Source organism: Flavobacterium frigoritolerans (assembly GCF_025847275.1).
Classification (GTDB): Bacteria; Bacteroidota; Bacteroidia; order Flavobacteriales; family Flavobacteriaceae; genus Flavobacterium; species Flavobacterium frigoritolerans.
This window is the reverse complement of record NZ_JAOZEV010000001.1, coordinates 89138-106837: the sequence shown is the minus strand read 5'-3', so window position 1 is coordinate 106837 and position 17700 is coordinate 89138. Positions and strand designations below refer to the sequence as shown.

The following is a 17700-nucleotide window of genomic DNA, read 5'->3' as shown; positions in this document are numbered from 1 at the left end:
TTCTAAAGTATATTTATATATTATTTTGAGACTACAAAAATAGACTTTGATTATGGATTTTCAATATTTTTTGCATTTTGTTCCTAATCTAGTAGAAGCAAAGCTCCCTGCTGAAGCAGCACATTTTAAAATGGCTCCATTAGAACGAATGGAAATCATGAAATATATCGATATTAAAGCTAATTCTCCGAGAGTTGCTGCAGTTATGATGTTGTTATATCCAAAAAATGATATTACCCATTTGGTTTTAATTGTGCGTAATGCCTATAATGGAGTGCATTCTTCGCAAATTGCATTTCCAGGAGGGAAATATGAGCATGATGATGAGAGTTATGCTTATACAGCTTTACGTGAAACACATGAAGAAGTAGGTGTTTTACCTGATAAAATTGAAATTGTAAAGGCATTTACGCCAACTTATATTCCGCCAAGTAATTTTGTAGTACATCCTTTTTTAGGCGTTTGTAAAGAAGAAATTCATTTCCGACCAGATCCAAGAGAAGTTGCTGATATTATAGAGTTGCCTCTTTCCGTTTTTTTAGATGATGAAATTGTTGTTGAAACGATTTTATCAACTTCGTATGCTGAAAATATTACTGTTCCAGCTTTTAAAATAGAAAATCATATTGTTTGGGGAGCAACAGCTATGATATTGAGTGAATTAAAAGAGGTTTTGAAAGAGAGTTTTGTAAATTAATTAGTTTAAGAAAAGATATTATTAATTTTACATTTACTGTTTCCAGAAGAATTGTTTGCATAGTTTTGATAAATAATAAAACAAGGTTTTTTGTTACATTTTTAAGAAGCTCTCTTTTAGATTAAATTAGTAAAATTTAAAACTTTTTTTAAGATTAATTATTTAACAGTAATGGTGTTTCTTTTAAGTGAAAATTATTATTGTGTCTGATAATTAGAGTGTTGCAGATTGTTTGTTTGGAGTAGTTGCTGGTAGGAACTACAAAAATAAATTTCGTAAGTTTGTCATTCTAATTTTCAAAATAACACATAAATTTATGGGATTGTTTAAGAGAAATCCTTTTGGTCATATACTATTTATAAAAAAATGGTTAATTCGAATTTTTGGGGGAATTACACATAGACGTTACCGAGGTTTTAACGAATTGCAAATTGATGGCTCAGAAATTATAAGAAGTTTACCAGATACTAATGTTCTTTTTATATCTAATCATCAGACTTACTTTGCTGATGTAGTAGCTATGTTTCATGTTTTTAACGCAAGTTTGAGTGGGAGAGAGGATAATATAAAAAATGTAGGTTACTTATGGCAACCTAAGATGAATATATATTATGTAGCTGCTAAAGAAACTATGAGAGCAGGTTTGTTGCCACGAATTTTATCTTATGTTGGAGCAATAAGTGTGGAACGTACTTGGAGAGCTAAAGGTGTTGATGTTACCGAAAAAAGAGATGTAAATCCTAATGATACCGAAAATATTAAAATTGCTCTTAATGATGGGTGGGTGATCACGTTCCCGCAAGGAACAACTAAGTCATTTAAGCCAGTTCGTAAAGGAACAGCGCATATTATTAAGGAGCATAGACCTATTGTTGTTCCAATTGTAATTGATGGTTTCCGACGTTCTTTTGATAAAAAAGGATTACGAATGAAAAAGAAAGGAATTCTACAATCATTTATTATCAAAGAACCGCTTGTTATTGATTATGATAATGATACAATTGATGAAATTGTTGAAAAAGTAGAATATGCCATCGAACAGCATCCTTCGTTTTTAAAAGTTATTCCGTCAGAAGAACTAAAAGTAGAAGAAGAATTGAATAAAATGCGTAGATGGGATTATTAGTTTTCTAGATAATGATTTTCATAAAAAAAATGGAGCTGTAAAATATATTTTACAGCTCCATTTTTAGATTTAAAAGTATTTCTCAACCTTTGAACCTCTGCAGCTTTGAATGTTTGAACCTTTTTTGTTATAAATCAATCTTTTTAAGTTCTTTATAATTAGCATACAATCTTCGTAGTAGCGTACCGTATATAAGTCTGTAGAAGCACCATACTAGCCCTAATGATATAAGAGTAACTAGAAGTAAAATACTTATTACCATTAGCATTACTGTACCATTGGTCGCAATTTTTTCTTTGAGATAGTTCATTTCAGGACTAGAGAAAGCAATAAAAAAGCTTATAATAGAACTTAAAACGACCATTGCTAAATTATACCAAACATAGTATTGAATCGTTTTTCGGGTTCTTAAGATACTGCTCATTAACAATTTTGTTGATTTTGTAGTCGATATAGTAGCGTAATTTTTGTAGAAAAAATATACAAAAATTAGTACTACTACATAATTAAAGTATGTTATTATTTCAAGATATAGTATGTATTCAGGATGATTAATTTTTTTTAAAAATTCATCAATGCTAAATACAAAATTCGATGCGGTCCAAAATAATATTTCTAGAAGACTTATAACTAAGATCCATTTTACAATCGATGACGATTTTTTATGAATCATATTATAAATCTCCACCTCGGATACTTGTTGAAAAGTATCTGCGGTTTTATTCCAATCTTTTTTGAGTAAATCCAGCTCTTTCATATTTTTTCTAAGGATTTAATATTTTTTTAAGTTTCCCTTTAATTCTATTCATTTTCACTCGTGCATTAACTTCACTAATTCCCAAAGTTTCGGCAATTTCTTGGTAATCTTTATCTTCTAGATACATAAAGACTAGTGCTTTCTCGATGTCGTTTAGTTGGTAAACGGCTTTGTACATTAACTTAATTTGTTCTTCTTCCTCATAGTTGTAATCAACTTCTTTTATAAAATGTTGGTGATTTTCAAACTCTACAGTTGCTATCGAACGTTTTGTTTTTCGATATAATGTTATAGCGGTGTTTAGCGCGACTCGATAGGTCCAGGTAGAAAATTTGCTATCACCTCTAAATTTTGGATATGCTTTCCATAACTGAATGGTAATTTCTTGAAACAAATCTTTGTGAGCATCTTGGTTAGCAGTATATAATCTACAAATTTTGTGGATTATATTCTGGTTTGCCTGCAATTGCACAACAAATGAATGTTCTAAATTATCGCTCATAATTGTATAAGTCTTAATGATACCAATTTTGTTACAGTTTTTTGCTTCAAAAAAAATAATTTATAATCTATAGTTCTTTCTTTTTGTAGTAATTCACCATTAAATCAACAAATTTGCTGTAGCTTTCCATGCCGTCTTTTTGTTGGTTCATCTTTAAGAAGTTGTCATAAAAAATATGAAAACCAGACTCAATAAAAGTTTCGTATTGCTTCCAAAAATCTTGACTTTCTTTGTAGTTTTTTAGAATTCCAGGATGAATCGTTTTTATTATTTGGTTAAATAATTTTTCATCTTTTACTCTTAGAATTCCTAAACAGTAGCGTAAAGCTAAACTATAACCAGAATATTGGATATATAAATTGTTGTTTTTTACCGAAGCCAAAAAACCTATAAAATTACATTCACTCTCACTTGCATACCCCATTTGATGAGCCATTTCGTGATTTGTGGTCATAGGAAAACTATACATCGGCCCTAGACTATTTACTTGGGCTTCATTGGTAAATGGATTTAAATAACCGCCAAATCCCATATAAGAAAGAGGTAAGCTAAAAAGTGATTTCTTTACGCTTAAATGAGAATAGGAGAAATAAGGATGTTCAATTGCAAGATTGTCGTAACCGCTTAAGTTCATTTTAAAGACTTGTTCCTGCGAATAGGGAAATACAACTTTGAGGCTATCATTTTTAGTTATTTGTGATTGAATGGAGTTGGTTTTTGTGATTAACTTTTGAGTGAAAGCTATTAAATCAGCATCAGAATAATCTTTTTGAATTTCCATTTTTTCAAATAAAGGCTCTCGGTAATAATTAAAAGCCCATAAAAAATGGAATAGAAAATAGAATATCGAGAGATAACTTAGAGAGGCCAAGAGATTGTCCTTCCAAAATAATTTCCATGATTTTCGTTCTGTCCAAAGCCATTTTAAGAACAATGCAATCAGGATAAAGTAAATACAATCACCTATAGAAAATGGAATCCATCCCAGTGTAATTCTTGAAAAAGAAGCAATCTTTAAGTATAATCCGTTACTATAGTATTTTTCGATGAATTCAGGGAAAAACGGAATAATCTTTAAGACGATGATTTGTAAGAGTAAGAATAAGGGAAGAATGTATTTTCGTTTCACAGTGTAAATTTTGGATACGTAAATATAAATACAATATCAATTGTATCGAAAAAGAATTTAAACTTTGTAACTTTGAGGTTGGAAAATGTTAAACTTCAAACAAAACATAATGAGTCAAGAAATAAGGAATTTAGAGCCAAAAGAACTTTGGAATAAGTTTGCCGATTTAAACGCAGTCCCACGTCCATCTAAAAAAGAAGAGCGTGTTATTGAGTTCATGAAAAACTTCGGTACTAGTTTAGGATTAGAAACTTTTGAGGATGAAATTCGTAATGTAATTATTCGTAAACCAGCTACTCCTGGAATGGAAAATCGTAAAGCCATTGTTTTACAAGGACATTTGGATATGGTACATCAAAAAAATGCCGACACGGTTTTTGATTTTGATACGCAAGGAATAGATATGTATGTTGATGGGGATTGGGTTCGTGCTCGTGGAACTACACTTGGTGCAGACAATGGGCTTGGAGTTGCGACAATAATGGCAATTTTAGAAAGTAAAGATATTCCGCATCCAGCAATCGAAGCGTTGTTTACAATCGACGAAGAGACAGGAATGACAGGAGCATTAAATTTAAAAGGAGGAATTCTTCAAGGTCAGATTTTATTGAATTTGGATACTGAAGAAGATGATGAAATTGATATTGGTTGTGCAGGAGGAATTGATGTAACTGCTACAAGAACATATAATGAAGAAGATGTTCCAGAAGGTTCGGTTGGACACATTATTACTGTAAAAGGACTAAAAGGAGGTCACTCAGGGATGGATATTCATAAAGGGTTGGGTAATGCCAATAAAATTATGAACCGTTTGTTGTTTGATGCTTTTGAAAATTTCGGATTGCAAGTAGTTGAGATCAACGGAGGAAGTTTGCGTAATGCAATTCCGAGAGAAAGTGTTGCGAAAGTAATCATTTCAGAAATGTTTGATGAAGCTTACATTTTTGACATGCAGGAGATCATTAATGATATTAAAACGGAGTATAAAACAACTGAACCAAATCTTACGATAGAAATCGTAAAATGCGATTTACCTAACAAAGTAATGGATTTAGGAGTTCAGGAAGGTATTATCCGTGCTATTTATGCTGCTCATAATGGAGTTTACAGAATGAGTGCTGATATGGAGGATTTAGTAGAAACTTCAAATAATATCGCTCGCGTAATTGTAAAAGATGGTGAAATTTCAGTTGGATGTTTAACTCGTTCTTCTGTTGAGACTTCTAAATTTGATTTGGCTAACTCATTGCGTTCAGCATTTGAACTAGTTGGCTGTGAGGTAGAACTTTCAGGAAGTTATCCTGGTTGGACTCCAAATGTAAAGTCTGAAATATTAGATGTTTTAGTTGGAATCTACGAAAAACAAAATAATGAAAAACCTAAAGTAGTGGCTTGCCATGCTGGTCTAGAATGCGGAATTTTGGGAACTAATTACCCAGATATGGATATGATTTCTTTTGGACCAACAATTCATGGAGCGCATTCGCCAGATGAAAGAGCAAGTATATCATCTGCTCAAAAATATTGGAAATTTGTTTTAGAAATACTTTCTAATATTCCAGTTAAGTAATAAAGTTTCAGTATTCAGTCACAGTTTTTAGTTTCCTTTGAGATTGAAAACTGTGACTGTCACTGAATACTGCGACTAAAAACAGATTACTAAAAATTAGTCTCTTTTAGGGCTGTTTTTCTTTTCTCTCTTTTCCTCTTTCTTTTCTTTTGCAGTTTTTAGAGGTTCTTTTTTTGCTGTTTTTTTAGCGTCTTGACTCTTTGCCATGATATTCTAGTTTAGTTAATTTCTTATTATATAAAAGTAAATATAGTAACTATTTTCAGAAGATTACTCTTAATGAGCTATTAAAAATTTATTATTTAAATGGTTGTCTGTATACTTCTATGGAGTCTTTAGCCAGTCGAATTTTGAGCCATGATTTTAATTTATGATTCATTTCTTTATCTAATTCTTTCTTGCTTTGATATAGAACAACAGGTATTATTTTGGTGTTTTGTGCATTTTTATAAGAGTAGTTCCCAATGACTAATGAAGATATATAAGGAAAAAGCACTTTAGATTCGTCTGTGATTTGTTCGTTATTAAATTGATATTCAGACAGCTGTTCGCGTAAGCTGTTAATTATGATGTCTTTTTTATCGACTAAATCTTTGCTAGAATTCATTTTGTTGAGGATGTCCCGACTTATATTAAAAGTGTCTTGCTGAATTAATAGTTGAGTGTTTGGTAAATTATAATCAATTAGTTTTTTATTTAAATTGCTGATTTCTTCGTTATTAAATTTTTTAGATAAAAATGCAAGCTCTATTTTTTTAGGATTACTATTGTATTCTATCCTTTTGTATATTATGGGATAGTCATGATCTGTGAACTCTTTTTTGATAAAGACTTCAGTCTTTAAGCGGTAGCTTTTTTCAACAAAAAGCTGATATGCAAAATAGATACTAGGTAAAATCATCAGCATGATAAGTATAGTAATACCATATTTTACTTGTTTTTCACGTCTTATATCTAATTGTTGAGCGATAGGATATTTTAGAAATTTTACGATTATAAAAGTTGCAATACAAATAAACACACAGTTTATAGCGTATAAATACATGGCGCCTAAAAAATAACCTATGTTTCCTAAAGCTAAGCTGTATCCGGCAGTACATAATGGAGGCATTAAAGCCGTTGCTATTGCAACACCTGGAATTGGATTTCCTTTTTCGACTCTTGTTACTGCAATAACACCAACTAAACCACCAAAAAAGGCGATTAATATATCGTATATATTTGGAGAAGTTCTAGCCAAAAGCTCCGATTGTGCCTCTTTAAAAGGGCTTGCGTAAAAATATATCGTAGAGATTGCTAGACTCACAAATGTAGCAATTAGAAGGTTTTTTATAGACTTCTTTACTAATTCAAAGTCGTACATACCTAAGCCGAAGCCTGCCCCAACGATTGGACCCATTAGAGGTGAAATTAACATGGCTCCAATTATTACTGCTGTTGAATTAACATTTAAACCAACAGATGCAATTAGTATCGCACAGGCTAATATCCATAAATTAGAACCTCTAAATGATATAGAGCTAGTGATGTTTTCAATTACTTTTCTTTTGTTTTCTTCTCCTTTATGAAGATCTATAAAGTTTAGGACTTTGTTTATTTCTTTTTTCATTAGAAAAGGAGTTTATTTAATGTTAAAGTACAAAAAAATATATTAGAATGTTTGTGAAAGAAGGAGTTGTTGTAAAAAAAAACCTCAGCTACTTTTGGTAGTGAGGATTCGTTTTTTGTTATTTTAAAGTATTTAATTACGTTTAAGTATTTTGTATTGTTCGTAACAACCGCTTATGGCATCCATTATTTGTAAGTCATTTGCAGTTTGTATAAAAGAATCTGAATAGTTGCAACGTTTCAAGATCTCAGGGATTTCATCTTTGCTTATTCCAAGTAATACAGCTACCGTTTCTCTGTCGAATTTTGATTCTAACAGATTACGAACAGTATCGTCTTTTTTCATTTCTTTGAGCTTTCTTAATTCCTTGGGGTTTTTTCCGAAAAAATTATAAAGTACATCAGTTGGATTAAAGATAGATCCTAGTACTTTCCCAAAAGCATTTGGAGAGTATTCTCCCGCTTCATATCCTTGAGTTAATCCGGAAATACTATAACGGTAGTTTTCTTTTGCAGGAATCAGCTTAGAGTCAACCTCTAGGTATCCAGTTAAGTTAAAAGGTCTTATTATGACTTCTTCAAGTGCAATTGCTTTTTCGGTAAGCTGAATTTTAGTGACTTTATTTTTTATCCAGTCATTAGTAACACGAATTCTTAAGGATTGAAATCCTAAAATAGAGAAGTGTAAGGTGTCATTTGGCTGAACATCAATTTCAAAATATCCTTTTGCATCAGATGTAGCACCTCTTACTTTGTTAAGATTGATGATGTTTACGCTAGATAGTGGAAGTTTTGTATTGTCATTAACAATGTAACCAGATACGCGTTGAGCATGCTCTGTGTCTTGAGAAAACGCGGTCGTGGATAGTACTAAAAAGAAGAAGACTACAAAGTATTTCATAAACTGATTTAAAACTCTAAAAGTAGTAATCAGGATTGAATATTTTGTAGTCTTCTAATATTAATTATAAGAAAATTAACAAAGAGAATTAATCTCTTCTTGGTCTTCTTGGTCTTGATGAATCACCAAAGCTTTCAGAACGTCTTGGAGCTCTATCAGAACTACCTTCATTTCTTGGAGCTGAGCTTCTGAAACCACCTTCTCTTGGAGCAGCGTTTCTGTCGCTTCTAAAACCACCTTCTCTTGGAGCAGAATTTCTGTCGCTTCTAAATCCGCCACCAGAACCTTCTCTTCTTGGAGCAGAACTTCTTCCGCCGCCGAAACCACCACCAGATCTTCCGTTATGGTCACGTCTTCCACCACCGTCATTTTTAGAAATTTCAACATTAATACGACGTCCTTCTAATTGTACGTTGTTTAATACTTCCATTACTTTGTCAGTGTGCTCAGGATCAGTGTTAAAGAAAGAGAAGCCTTCTTTTACATCTACTTTGAAAACGTCATCACGACCTAAGTCTAATGTTTCTTTCAAGTAATCTTTTAATGACATCCAATCAAAATTATCTCTTGATCCAATGTTAACGAAATATCTTGTTGCACCACCGTTGTTGTTAGGTCTTGCAGCACCATCTCTATCATCACGTCTTTCTGAACCAGATGATTGGTTAGAGATATCTCTGTTCTTTTTGTAATAAGCAATAAAACGGTTAAATTCAACAGAAACCATTTTCTTGATTAATTCCTCTTTAGATAATCCTTCTAAAACGTTGTTAATAGCAGGAAGGTAGTTGTCAATTTCGTGATCAACTTCAGTATCTTTAATCTTATTTGCTAAGTGCAATAATTGAATTTCGCAAATTTCGATTCCAGAAGGAATTGTTTTTTCTTCAAATTTTTGTTTGATAATTCTTTCGATAGAAGAAATCTTACGTAATTCACTTTTAGTAACAATTACAATAGAAGTTCCTAATTTTCCAGCTCTACCAGTACGACCAGAACGGTGATTGTATGTTTCAATTTCGTCAGGTAATTGGTAGTTTACTACGTGAGTAATACTATCAACATCAATACCACGTGCAGCAACATCAGTTGCAACAAGCATCTGAATTTGTCTTCCACGGAAAGATTTCATTACACCATCACGTTGTGCTTGAGATAAATCTCCGTGCAACGCTGCAGCGCTATATCCATCTTCAATTAATTTTTCGGCTACAGCCTGAGTGTCTCTCTTAGTACGACAGAAAACTACAGAGAAAATGTCTGGATTAGCATCAGCTAAACGTTTCAAAGCCTCGTAACGATCACGTGCATTTACTAAGTAAAATTCGTGAGATACAGTTGAAGAACCTGAGTTTTTAGCTCCAACAGTAATTTCTAATGGCTCGTGCATGAATTGTTTTGCAATTCTAGCAACTTCTTGTGGCATAGTTGCAGAGAACAACCATGTGCTTTTTTCGTCTGGAGATGTAGATAAGATGTTTACGATATCTTCGTAAAAACCCATGTTTAACATTTCATCAGCCTCATCAAGAACACAATAGTTGATTTGAGAAATGTTTACCAATCCTCTGTTAATCATATCTTGCATTCTACCTGGAGTAGCCACAATAATTTGTGCTCCTCTTTTTATGTCTCTTGCTTGTTCTGTAATACTTGCACCACCGTAAACTGCTACTACATTAATACCTTTTTCGTATTTAGAGTAGTTTTTAATTTCGTTAGTAATTTGTAAACAAAGCTCGCGGGTTGGAGATAAAATTAATGCTTGTGTATTTCTATTGTTGGCATCAATTTTCTGAATTAGCGGAAAACCAAAAGCTGCCGTTTTCCCTGTCCCTGTCTGAGCCAACGCAACCATATCTGTGTCTTTTTCCAATAATAGGGGAATCGCTTTCTCCTGTACTTCGGTCGGATTTTCAAATCCTAGATCTAAAATCGCCTTCAGTAACGATTCACTCAATCCTAATTGTTCAAATTTATTCATATGTATTTTTAAAATAGGGTGCAAAATTACTGTTAATTATTCAGATAAACTAATGCTATTTTAAGAATTGTATATTTATTATGATTTGATTATCAAATAGTTATATTTGACGTTGCGTTCTGTGTATTCATTTTTTTATAAATTGTAGCAAAAAAACGTCTTGAAATTTAAATTTTATGCTATAAAATGTTGCATTTTAAACAATTATTAAATTATGTTAAGAAAATCAATAAGTTGTTGCGTTGCTTTTCCGCGATGGCTAATTTTATTTTTGATGTTTAAGGGCAATTCAGCAAAAGTTTCTTCGTATCCTTCAGGTTGAAAAATTGGGTCATAACCAAAGCCCTGACTTCCTTTTTTATTCTGAGTAATTCTTCCATTAGCGATTCCTGTAAATAAATGTTGCTTTCCGTTAAGATTCAATGCAATTACAGTTTTAAAATGGGCATTACGGTTGGTTACGTCATTTAACCCTTTTAAAACCTTATTCATATTGTCATCAGAGTCACGTTGCTCTCCAGCATATCTAGCCGAATAAACTCCGGGTTCACCATTTAAAGCGCTTATTTCAAGTCCTGTATCGTCAGCAAAACAATCGTAGCCGTATTTTTGGGTAACATAATCAGCTTTAAGGATAGCATTCCCTTCAATAGTATCTGCAGTTTCTGGAATATCTTCATGACAGCCAATATCTTCTAGACTTAGTATTTTTATGCTACCATTAAGTATACTCTGTATTTCGAGAATTTTATTTTTATTATTAGAAGCGAAAACTAGATTCATTATATAATAGGTGTATAATTAAAAAAGATATTTATACAAAGTTACAATGTTTTCATGGAATTTTGACTTTGTAGTTTTTATGGAGTTATTCCTGCTGTACACTGTATCTCTTAGTTATTGAACCTTGGTTCAAAACTTAAATAAAAGTATTCCCTAGCATGATATTTAACCAATCGATTGTGAATGTTCTCTTCGGTAATTAAGTATTGTGTATGAAATGGAATTAGATTATGTTTGAATGAATGATTCATTAACTCAACTATAAAAAAATGATTAAGAAAATAACTCAAGTTTTATTTACCGTTGCTATTGTATTGTTATTAGTAAGTTGTAAAAATACTAAGCAAAAACTTCAAGAGTACGTTAATACTTATAACAGTACTGCTGCAACTTTTAAAGGAGAACATGTAACACTTACTACTGCTAGAGGTTATATAAATGATAATAAAGTCGAACTGCGTTTTGAAACTAATTTACCAGAAAATGATTCAAATAAAGCGGCAGCTAGTATATCGTTTCCTAAATTATTGAAGGATATGATAAACAAAAATCAAATTCCTAAAGAATTAATTAAAGAAGGAGTGCAGTTTGATGCCTATTTCTTGGCTAATGATAATACAGTTCTTAATAAGGAGGTATTGAATAATGAAACTTTAGATGTTTTGTTGAAGGAATAATTTATTGGTCTTTCTGGATTTAATAAAAAAGCCTCTTTGTAATTCACAAAGAGGCTTTTAAGATTTATCGTTTAGTAACGCTTGTTAAGTTATCTGGGAAATAGAGTTCAGATAGATTAGTAAATTCATCACCACGCATAAAAATATTGATATCTACATCGGAGAAATGGGTTTTTCCAGATGCAGCTAATAATTCATTTGCTGAGTGCAAAGTGTTTTTATGGAAATGGTATACACGATCAGATTTATCTGTAACAACCAAACCTTTCATTAGCATTTTGTTTTGTGTAGCAACTCCCGTTGGGCATTCGTTATTATGGCAGCGTAGCGCCTGAATACAACCTAATGAGAACATGAAACCTCTGGCGCTATTACACATATCTGCTCCAAGAGCTACAGCATGCAGTATAGAGTATCCTGAGATGATTTTTCCACTACCAATTACCCTCATCTTATCTCTAATATTTAAGGCAATCAATGTTTTGTTTACAAAAATTAGAGCAGGTTCAAATGGCATACCAACGCCATCTGCAAATTCTAGCGGAGCAGCACCAGTACCACCTTCGGCACCATCTATAGTAATGAAATCAGGATAACAATCTTCTGCAATCATTTCATTACAAATTTCTTCAAATTCTTTAGTATTTCCAATACAAAGTTTAAAACCAATTGGTTTCCCTTCTGATAATTCACGTAAACGAGCTACAAAATGAACCAATCCTTTTGCATCAGAGAATGCACTATGGCTAGGAGGTGATAAAATTGTAGTATGTGGTTCAACTCCTCTTATTTTAGCTATTTGCTCTGTGTTTTTACTAGCAGGAAGTACACCACCATGTCCAGGTTTTGCTCCTTGTGATAGTTTAATTTCTATCATTTTTACATTTGGAAGTAATGCTTTTTCTTTAAATTTTTCCCCATCAAAGTTTCCATTTGCATCACGGCATCCAAAATATCCCGTACCAATTTGCCAAGTAACATCACCGCCACCAGCAAGATGAAACTCTGTAAGTCCACCTTCGCCAGTATTTTGATAGAATTTTCCTTTTTGAGCACCTATGTTTAAGGCACGAACAGCATTTTCACTAAGAGAACCAAAACTCATTGCTGAAATATTTAGTAAAGAAGCTGAGTAAGGTTGCTTACAATCTTTTCCGCCAACAAGAACTCGAGGTAATTCTTCGTTTACTTTTGCTGGAAAAATAGAATGTTTTATTCCTTCATAACTATCGTGATTAAGGTTTAATTGCGTTCCAAAAGGAGAACTAGAATCTATATTTTTGGCTCTTTGATATACTAATGAGCGTTGGTTTCTTGAAAAAGGTTTACCATCAGTAGATCTTTCAATAAAATACTGTTGAATTTCAGGAGCAATCATTTCAAAAAGATATCTAAAATAACCAAGAACAGGGAAGTTTCGAAGAATTGCGTGTTTTTCTTGTTTGGTATTATAAATCCCAATAACTAATAATATTGGTAAAATGATAACAAGTAAAAAACCACGACCAGAATAAAGGTAAACTGCAGCGACGACTAGAAACAATAAGATTCCGTAAATAAAGAATTTTTTTCTCATGTTTTTTAATATTTAATTTGAAATGTGTAAAGTATGTAATTGTAGAATAGTTAGCTGTATCTCAAGCGAACGTAATTGTGTTTGATTCCTTTTTTATCTGAATCTCTCTCATCGATTTCGAGAATATCAGTTAAAGATTTTAGCATTGGAGTTAATTTTGAGAAGCCATAATTTCGTGGGTCAAATTCAGGTTTCTTTTTTACTAAAAGATTACCAATGTCCCCCAAGAAAGCCCATCCGTCGTCATCACCTATTGCATCAATAGTATCTTCGATGAGTTCAATGGTTTGTAAATCGATTTTGTTTAAAGGTTTTTCAGTCTGTTTTTCGCTTTGTTTACCAGTTGGTTTTTCAATAGTTTTTTTAGAGTCTGAAGCTGTAGGTTTTGGATCTTTCTTTTTAATAGCACCATCCAATACTTCAATATATATAAAACGATCACAAGCTACAATAAAGGCGCTTGGTGTTTTCTTTTCGCCAATTCCAATTACTTTCATGCCAGATTCTCGCAATCTAATAGCTAGTCTTGTAAAATCACTATCGCTCGAAACAATACAAAAACCATCTAATTTGCCAGAATATAATAAATCCATGGCATCAATAATTAATGCTGAATCTGAGGAATTTTTACCTACGGTATAACTATATTGTTGAATAGGAGTAATGGCATGCTCTAGTAAAACACTTTTCCAGCCATTTGCATTAGGTTTTGTCCAGTCGGCATAAATACGTTTGGTTGTTGGAGTACCAAATTTAGTAATTTCCTCCATCATACCTTTTACATTACTATACGGTACATTATCGGCATCGATAAGTACAGCAAGTTTTAATTCTCGGTTGCTGTTTAAAGACATTTTATAGGTTTTACAAAATTATAATCTACCAAAGGTAAAATTAAAATTTGTTTTAAAGGAAGTTGCTTTATAATATGTGTTTTGAATAATTAAATTATTCTGGTTATAAATAAGCTTTTTTTATTTAAAATCTATTAAAGATAAATTTGTCTTTTAATAAGTTTTTTGAGTATATTTGTATAAAATATAATTAACTAGTCTATGTTTTCAAAAGCATGTGAATATGCCATTCGAGCCTCAATATTTATTGCAACCAAATCTTCGCAAGGAATTCGTGTTGGGATAAAAGATGTAGCAAAAGAAATTGATTCGCCTGAACCGTTTACTGCCAAAATAATGCAGATTCTTACCAAAAATGGTATTATAGATTCAGCAAAAGGCGTGGGAGGAGGATTTGAAGTTTCTACTAGAGCTATTAAATCGATTAAATTAATCCAGATTGTTGATGCAGTTGACGGAGATAGTATATATATGGGTTGCGGTATTGGTTTAAAAGAATGTTCAGAAACACACCCTTGTCCAGTACACAATGAGTTCAAGGTAATACGTGGGTTATTATTAGATATGCTTACAAACACAACTTTAGAAGAACTTGCTTTGGGAGTGAAGTCTGGAGATTTTTTCTTAAAACGATAAATAAAAACAATTAATATTATATAATTTAAATACACAAAAATGAATAAAAAAATCAAAATTTCGATTCTAATGCTAATGGGATGTTTAGCAATAACTTCTTGTGGAAAAAAAGAAGCAACTCCAACTGGTGAATCAACAGAGATAAATGAACAAACATCAGATTCTGAAGGACAAACTGAAGCAGTAAGTAATGTTTTAGTCATTGAAGGAAATGATCAAATGCAGTTTAATACCAAAGAACTAAGAGCAGTAGCAGGAAAACCAATAACGTTAACATTAAAACATGTAGGTAAAATTCCAAAAGAAGCTATGGGACATAACTTGGTTATTCTACAAGAAGGTACAGACGAAGCAGCTTTTGCAGCCAAAGCGATTGCAGCCAAAGACACAGACTATATTCCTGCTTCTGAAAAAGCTTCTATCATTGCACATACTAAATTAATTGGTGGTGGAGAAGAAGACACTATTGAATTTACAGTAGATAAAAAAGGAACATACAATTTTTTATGTACTTTCCCAGGGCACGTTTCTATGATGAAAGGTGTTTTAATAGTTGAATAATTAAAGAACTCTAATCCTAATTTATTGGGTTAGAGTTTTTTATTAAACCAATAAAGGACTGTTTTGTCTTTTATTAGAAAAATTTAAAAAGAATATATGAAAAGAGAAAAAAAATTATGGATTGCATTTTTTTTGGTAATGAGCATATCCTTTGCCGTTTTAGGATACTATGGATATGAAATTTACCAACAAGCACCTCCAATTCCCAAACAGATAGTTTCAGATAGTGGAAAACTTGTTTTTTCTGAAGACGAAATTAAAGATGGGCAAAATGTTTGGCAAAGTATAGGAGGACAGGAAGTTGGTTCTATATGGGGACATGGAGCATATGTAGCTCCCGATTGGACAGCCGATTGGTTGCATCGAGAAGCAATGTTTATTCTTGATAAATACGCACAAGAAGATTTCGGGAAAGTATTTAATGATTTGGATAAAGAGAAACAAGCAGGATTGAAGATACGTTTGCAAAAAGACGTAAGGACAAATCGCTATGATGAAAATTCGCAAACACTTACGATATCCGAAAATAGAGTTGAAGCAATTAAATACCTGAGCAAATATTATGAAGGTCTTTTTACCAACGATCCTAAATTTGATAAACTAAGGGAAGACTATGCCATTCCTAAAAATGCTATAAAAGAGGAGGCGAGAATGCATAAAATGAATGCTTTTTTCTTTTGGGCTACTTGGGCTACAGTAACAGAACGTCCCAATTCTAATATTTCTTATACACATAACTGGCCATCAGATGAACTGGTTGGTAACATTGCTACAAAAGAGTTACTTGCCTGGTCAGGTGTAAGTATTATTTTATTGATTTTTAGTATTGGAATTCTAGTGTTTTATCATGCTAAATCGGGTGAAGACGAAGCGTTTCCTCTACCATCCAAAGATCCAATAATCAATCAAGGAATGACTCCATCAATGCATCTGATCAAAAAATATTTTTGGGTGGTGAGCTTACTGATGATTATTCAAATGGCTTTAGGAATAATTACAGCTCATTATGGTGTTGAAGGAAATGCGTTATATGGCATTCCAATAGATCAAATTTTGCCGTATGCAGTAACAAGAACCTGGCATACACAACTGGCTATTTTTTGGATAGCAACAGCATGGTTGGCAATAGGATTATATATTGCTCCGGCAGTTTCGGGTAAAGATCCTAAATTTCAATGTTTCGGAGTTAATTTCTTGTTTATTGCTCTACTAATCATTGTTTTGGGTTCAATGGTTGGACAATGGTTTGGAGTAATGCAAAAACTAAACCTAGTGCAAAATTTTTGGTTTGGACATCAAGGTTATGAATATGTAGATCTAGGACGTTTTTGGCAGATATTCCTTTTAGTTGGATTGTTCTTATGGTTAGCATTAATGATACGACCATTGATTCCAGTTTTAAAGAAAAAAACAGAAGAAAAAAATCTAATCGTTTTATTTTTAATCTCTTGTACTGCAATTGCCATGTTTTATGGAGCAGGATTAATGTGGGGAAGACAAACAAATCTAGCGATTGCCGAATATTGGAGATGGTGGGTTGTTCATCTTTGGGTAGAAGGATTCTTTGAAGTATTTGCAACAGTTGTTATCGCATTTTTATTTGTTCGATTGGGATTGTTAAAAACGAAAACGGCTACTTTAAATGTTTTGTTGGCAACTATTATCTTCATGGCAGGTGGTATTCTGGGAACATTTCATCACTTGTATTTCTCAGGAACTCCCACAGCTATTATGGCATTAGGAGCATCGTTTAGTGCGTTAGAAGTTGTACCGCTTACATTAATTGGTTTTGAAGCATATCAAAATTATAAATTGTCAAAATCTACGCAATGGATTATAGATTATAAATGGCCTATTTATTTTATGATTGCAGTAGCGTTCTGGAATTTCCTTGGTGCTGGAGTTTTTGGATTCATAATAAATCCACCGATAGCACTTTATTATGTGCAAGGTTTAAATACTACACCTCTTCACGCGCATACAGCATTGTTTGGAGTTTACGGAATGTTAGGAATTGGGTTAATGCTTTTCGTGTTAAGAAGTTTATACCGAGACATTACCTGGAACGAGAAATTACTTAAGATTACTTTTTGGTCATTAAATATAGGGTTGTTTTTAATGGCTGTGTTGAGTTTGCTGCCGATAGGAATTTGGCAGGCGATCGAAAGTATTGATCACGGAATGTGGTATGCTCGTTCATCAGAATTGATGCAACAACCTACAATGATTACTCTTAAATGGATGCGTGCTATAGGTGATTCTATCTTTGGGATAGGAATTATAACTACAGCTTGGTTTGTTTTTGATTTGACGTTAAAAAATAGAAAAAAATAATAAAT

The 17700-nt window shown here is 32.5% G+C and carries 16 protein-coding genes; 7 read left to right on the top strand and 9 right to left on the bottom strand.

Going from position 1 to position 17700, the window contains the following annotated elements; all coding sequences use genetic code 11:
- Positions 1-52 precede the first annotated feature (52 nt).
- Positions 53-697 carry an NUDIX hydrolase gene (locus OIU80_RS00475; protein ID WP_264285150.1) on the top strand — a complete coding sequence of 215 codons (645 nt, stop codon included), beginning with the start codon at positions 53-55 and terminating at the stop codon, positions 695-697.
- A 316-nt stretch (positions 698-1013) separates the two neighbouring features.
- Positions 1014-1823 carry a lysophospholipid acyltransferase family protein gene (locus tag OIU80_RS00470; protein WP_264285149.1) on the top strand — a complete coding sequence of 270 codons (810 nt, stop codon included), beginning with the start codon at positions 1014-1016 and terminating at the stop codon, positions 1821-1823.
- Positions 1824-1950: 127 nt separating this feature from the next.
- Here the strand turns inward: OIU80_RS00470 and OIU80_RS00465 are convergent, their stop codons facing one another.
- The 3 genes from OIU80_RS00465 to OIU80_RS00455 form a co-directional block, all read right to left on the bottom strand.
- Entirely contained in the window at positions 1951-2580 is a 630-nt protein-coding gene (locus OIU80_RS00465) for a hypothetical protein (RefSeq protein WP_264285148.1), read from the bottom strand.
- A 7-nt stretch (positions 2581-2587) separates the two neighbouring features.
- Positions 2588-3082 carry an RNA polymerase sigma factor gene (locus OIU80_RS00460; RefSeq protein WP_035623144.1) on the bottom strand — a complete coding sequence of 165 codons (495 nt, stop codon included), beginning with the start codon at positions 3080-3082 and terminating at the stop codon, positions 2588-2590.
- 67 nt (positions 3083-3149) lie between these two features.
- Complete coding sequence (locus OIU80_RS00455) at positions 3150-4211, bottom strand: DUF3810 domain-containing protein (RefSeq protein ID WP_264285147.1); 1062 nt, start codon at positions 4209-4211, stop codon at positions 3150-3152.
- Positions 4212-4320: 109 nt separating this feature from the next.
- Between OIU80_RS00455 and OIU80_RS00450 the strand changes: the two genes are divergently transcribed.
- Positions 4321-5781 (top strand): aminoacyl-histidine dipeptidase, encoded by a 1461-nt coding sequence (locus tag OIU80_RS00450; protein ID WP_264285146.1) that lies wholly within the window; start codon positions 4321-4323, stop codon positions 5779-5781.
- A gap of 298 nt (positions 5782-6079) precedes the next feature.
- Here OIU80_RS00450 and OIU80_RS00445 read toward each other — a convergent pair whose 3' ends face one another.
- From OIU80_RS00445 to OIU80_RS00430, 4 genes are all read right to left on the bottom strand, one after another.
- Entirely contained in the window at positions 6080-7390 is a 1311-nt protein-coding gene (locus tag OIU80_RS00445; RefSeq protein ID WP_264285145.1) for a DUF389 domain-containing protein, read from the bottom strand.
- 132 nt (positions 7391-7522) lie between these two features.
- On the bottom strand, positions 7523-8290 hold the full coding sequence (locus OIU80_RS00440) for a carboxypeptidase-like regulatory domain-containing protein (protein ID WP_264285144.1): 768 nt from the start codon (positions 8288-8290) through the stop codon (positions 7523-7525).
- Positions 8291-8378: 88 nt separating this feature from the next.
- Positions 8379-10274, bottom strand: coding sequence for a DEAD/DEAH box helicase (locus OIU80_RS00435; RefSeq protein ID WP_264285143.1), 1896 nt, complete (start codon positions 10272-10274; stop codon positions 8379-8381).
- Between the two features lie 207 nt (positions 10275-10481).
- On the bottom strand, positions 10482-11057 hold the full coding sequence (locus OIU80_RS00430; RefSeq protein ID WP_264285142.1) for a non-canonical purine NTP diphosphatase: 576 nt from the start codon (positions 11055-11057) through the stop codon (positions 10482-10484).
- 269 nt (positions 11058-11326) lie between these two features.
- On the opposite strand from OIU80_RS00430, the gene OIU80_RS00425 reads away from it, so the two are divergent.
- Complete coding sequence (locus OIU80_RS00425) at positions 11327-11734, top strand: hypothetical protein (protein WP_264285141.1); 408 nt, start codon at positions 11327-11329, stop codon at positions 11732-11734.
- A gap of 64 nt (positions 11735-11798) precedes the next feature.
- Here OIU80_RS00425 and OIU80_RS00420 read toward each other — a convergent pair whose 3' ends face one another.
- On the bottom strand, positions 11799-13310 hold the full coding sequence (locus OIU80_RS00420; RefSeq protein WP_264285140.1) for an FMN-binding glutamate synthase family protein: 1512 nt from the start codon (positions 13308-13310) through the stop codon (positions 11799-11801).
- Between the two features lie 50 nt (positions 13311-13360).
- The gene (locus tag OIU80_RS00415; protein ID WP_264285139.1) at positions 13361-14164 is read right to left on the bottom strand and encodes an NYN domain-containing protein; all 804 of its coding nucleotides are present in this window, start codon (positions 14162-14164) and stop codon (positions 13361-13363) included.
- A gap of 201 nt (positions 14165-14365) precedes the next feature.
- Between OIU80_RS00415 and OIU80_RS00410 the strand changes: the two genes are divergently transcribed.
- The 3 genes from OIU80_RS00410 (at position 14366) to OIU80_RS00400 (ending at position 17695) form a co-directional block, all read left to right on the top strand.
- A complete protein-coding gene (locus OIU80_RS00410) occupies positions 14366-14800 on the top strand; it encodes an RrF2 family transcriptional regulator (RefSeq protein WP_264285138.1) in 435 nt (144 codons plus the stop codon).
- A 39-nt stretch (positions 14801-14839) separates the two neighbouring features.
- Positions 14840-15361: an azurin gene (gene azu, locus OIU80_RS00405; RefSeq protein ID WP_264285137.1), complete on the top strand. Its 522-nt coding sequence runs from the start codon at positions 14840-14842 to the stop codon at positions 15359-15361.
- 96 nt (positions 15362-15457) lie between these two features.
- On the top strand, positions 15458-17695 hold the full coding sequence (locus OIU80_RS00400) for a nitric-oxide reductase large subunit (protein ID WP_264285136.1): 2238 nt from the start codon (positions 15458-15460) through the stop codon (positions 17693-17695).
- Positions 17696-17700 lie beyond the last annotated feature (5 nt).

Bases quoted from the DNA above. Each gene is read 5' to 3' on its own strand.
- OIU80_RS00445 (WP_264285145.1), bottom strand. From the start codon at position 7,390: ATGAAAAAAGAAATAAACAAAGTCCTAAACTTTATAGATCTTCATAAA.
- OIU80_RS00400 (WP_264285136.1), top strand. From the start codon at position 15,458: ATGAAAAGAGAAAAAAAATTATGGATTGCATTTTTTTTGGTAATGAGC.
- OIU80_RS00420 (WP_264285140.1), bottom strand. From the start codon at position 13,310: ATGAGAAAAAAATTCTTTATTTACGGAATCTTATTGTTTCTAGTCGTC.
- OIU80_RS00415 (WP_264285139.1), bottom strand. From the start codon at position 14,164: ATGTCTTTAAACAGCAACCGAGAATTAAAACTTGCTGTACTTATCGAT.
- OIU80_RS00440 (WP_264285144.1), bottom strand. From the start codon at position 8,290: ATGAAATACTTTGTAGTCTTCTTCTTTTTAGTACTATCCACGACCGCG.
- azu (WP_264285137.1), top strand. From the start codon at position 14,840: ATGAATAAAAAAATCAAAATTTCGATTCTAATGCTAATGGGATGTTTA.
- OIU80_RS00450 (WP_264285146.1), top strand. From the start codon at position 4,321: ATGAGTCAAGAAATAAGGAATTTAGAGCCAAAAGAACTTTGGAATAAG.
- OIU80_RS00425 (WP_264285141.1), top strand. From the start codon at position 11,327: ATGATTAAGAAAATAACTCAAGTTTTATTTACCGTTGCTATTGTATTG.
- OIU80_RS00470 (WP_264285149.1), top strand. From the start codon at position 1,014: ATGGGATTGTTTAAGAGAAATCCTTTTGGTCATATACTATTTATAAAA.
- OIU80_RS00475 (WP_264285150.1), top strand. From the start codon at position 53: ATGGATTTTCAATATTTTTTGCATTTTGTTCCTAATCTAGTAGAAGCA.
- OIU80_RS00410 (WP_264285138.1), top strand. From the start codon at position 14,366: ATGTTTTCAAAAGCATGTGAATATGCCATTCGAGCCTCAATATTTATT.
- OIU80_RS00430 (WP_264285142.1), bottom strand. From the start codon at position 11,057: ATGAATCTAGTTTTCGCTTCTAATAATAAAAATAAAATTCTCGAAATA.
- OIU80_RS00465 (WP_264285148.1), bottom strand. From the start codon at position 2,580: ATGAAAGAGCTGGATTTACTCAAAAAAGATTGGAATAAAACCGCAGAT.
- OIU80_RS00460 (WP_035623144.1), bottom strand. From the start codon at position 3,082: ATGAGCGATAATTTAGAACATTCATTTGTTGTGCAATTGCAGGCAAAC.
- OIU80_RS00435 (WP_264285143.1), bottom strand. From the start codon at position 10,274: ATGAATAAATTTGAACAATTAGGATTGAGTGAATCGTTACTGAAGGCG.